General features: G+C 39.9%; 3 protein-coding genes. All 3 read right to left on the bottom strand.

Going from position 1 to position 1,501, the window contains the following annotated elements:
- On the bottom strand, window positions 1–377 hold a 377-nt coding region (locus HOP44_RS22580; protein ID WP_246370047.1), incomplete at its 3' end, for a polymorphic toxin-type HINT domain-containing protein.
- A gap of 163 nt (window positions 378–540) precedes the next feature.
- Window positions 541–996: a hypothetical protein gene (locus tag HOP44_RS22585; RefSeq protein ID WP_172257637.1), complete on the bottom strand. Its 456-nt coding sequence runs from the start codon at window positions 994–996 to the stop codon at window positions 541–543.
- Window positions 997–1,015: 19 nt separating this feature from the next.
- Window positions 1,016–1,501, bottom strand: a 486-nt coding sequence (locus tag HOP44_RS22590; protein ID WP_172257639.1) for an EndoU domain-containing protein, incomplete at its 5' end; no start/stop codon positions are given.

Genomic DNA, 1,501 nt, shown 5'->3' on the forward strand with positions numbered 1-1,501 from the left:
TAGATCTCCTCAGCCACATGATCGAAGGTCGCGGTGACGGTCTTGTAGCCTTCTTCTCCCGTCACGTCATCCTGAGAAAGGACCCGGTCGCCGACTTCGATCTCTTCAATATTCTTGTCGCCTTGGTCGGTCTTCACCTGCGTACCGGCGGTAAAGCAGTTGCAGCCGTTTGCCAATCGGGACGCTTTGCTTTCTTTGCCCAGTTTGCTGAGCAGCCAAGCCCCGCCTTCAATCCCTTCCTTCGCCACATACTTCCCACTATGCTTGCCGAACGGAATCCAGCTGGCCGCCGTTCCCACTCCGGTCGCGACCCGATCCGTCACCGACAGCTGTTGTCCGGTGATAGGAGTCTTGACGATAAGCCTGCCTGCTGCCATTCAAAGGTCCGACATGTAAAAATAAAAATGAGTCTTAGAATTAATTCTAAGACTCATTTCAAAAGTCAATCTACTCAATCTCTTGGAACATCATGATAATTAGATTATTTGAACTTGTAATCAAAAATTTAAAGACTATGCATAAAACCTTTAAATGGACTCATCAATAACTTTCTAGCTTGTTTATATCCACATATTTTTTATTCAACCAGTTGATTATCAATTCTGCTTGTTCCTTTGATATAGCCCCTCGAGTGCACTTATACAGAAAATTTTCTTTTGCCCAGACTACTATGATCTTTAAATACTCTATAGTCTCTATTTGGCATACCCCCTGCTCCTCGTCTTCTTCAGTAAAAATATCTTCGATGATCGTAAAATATTTATCTGATCTTATTAAATTCACATTCCCCCCACCTTTGTATAAAGAAGTCTTTCCCAATAGTAATTCAAGTAAACTTTCAATTTCCCAGCTTACAGTTTCAAAGTCCCCAAAAATATCTGAGCCAAGCGAATTACTAATCAGATAACCGTTTTTCAAGGATTGATCTACACTAAAATCTAAAATAACTTCTTTAAATTCCTCGTTATATTCAGTTGTATGCAAATATTTAAGCATATTATTTTCTCCATTCTTCTTAATACAATGGATATGCAGACGTAATTTTACCTTTCTTTAAAATGAATTCAATTTCCATACCTGTACTGGCAAACCCACGGTATCTGTTGTTTTTGTAAACGACGCTGTTGTTGAAGGCTGTGTTTATCTCGTCAACGACTTGTTGTGGTGTCCAATCTTTTGGGAAGAAAGTAGTTTTTGCATTCTTTAATATTCCATCGACTTCTATATTCGCTCGATATACACCATACGTATTAGGAGAATCAATATTCCCGATAATCCGCCCTCTGCTATTGGGAATACCTTCATAATGGAATCCAACTGCTTCCCCTTTTAGAACTTCTCCTTCAAAGATATGATTCAACGCGTTACTTGTTGTTCCTTTTTTGAAGATATCTGTACCTATTAACCCACCAAAATCGCAAGCATCATCATTCGTATTATGCACCCAGATCCCCAGGTCACTCACAAAATACGTATGGAACTCGTCCACCGTCATGTTATA

This window comes from Saccharibacillus deserti, assembly GCF_013618475.1.
Taxonomy (GTDB): Bacteria; Bacillota; Bacilli; order Paenibacillales; family Paenibacillaceae; genus Saccharibacillus; species Saccharibacillus deserti.

Coding starts and splice junctions, on each gene's coding strand:
- HOP44_RS22585 (WP_172257637.1), bottom strand. CDS start 996: ATGCTTAAATATTTGCATACAACTGAATATAACGAGGAATTTAAAGAA.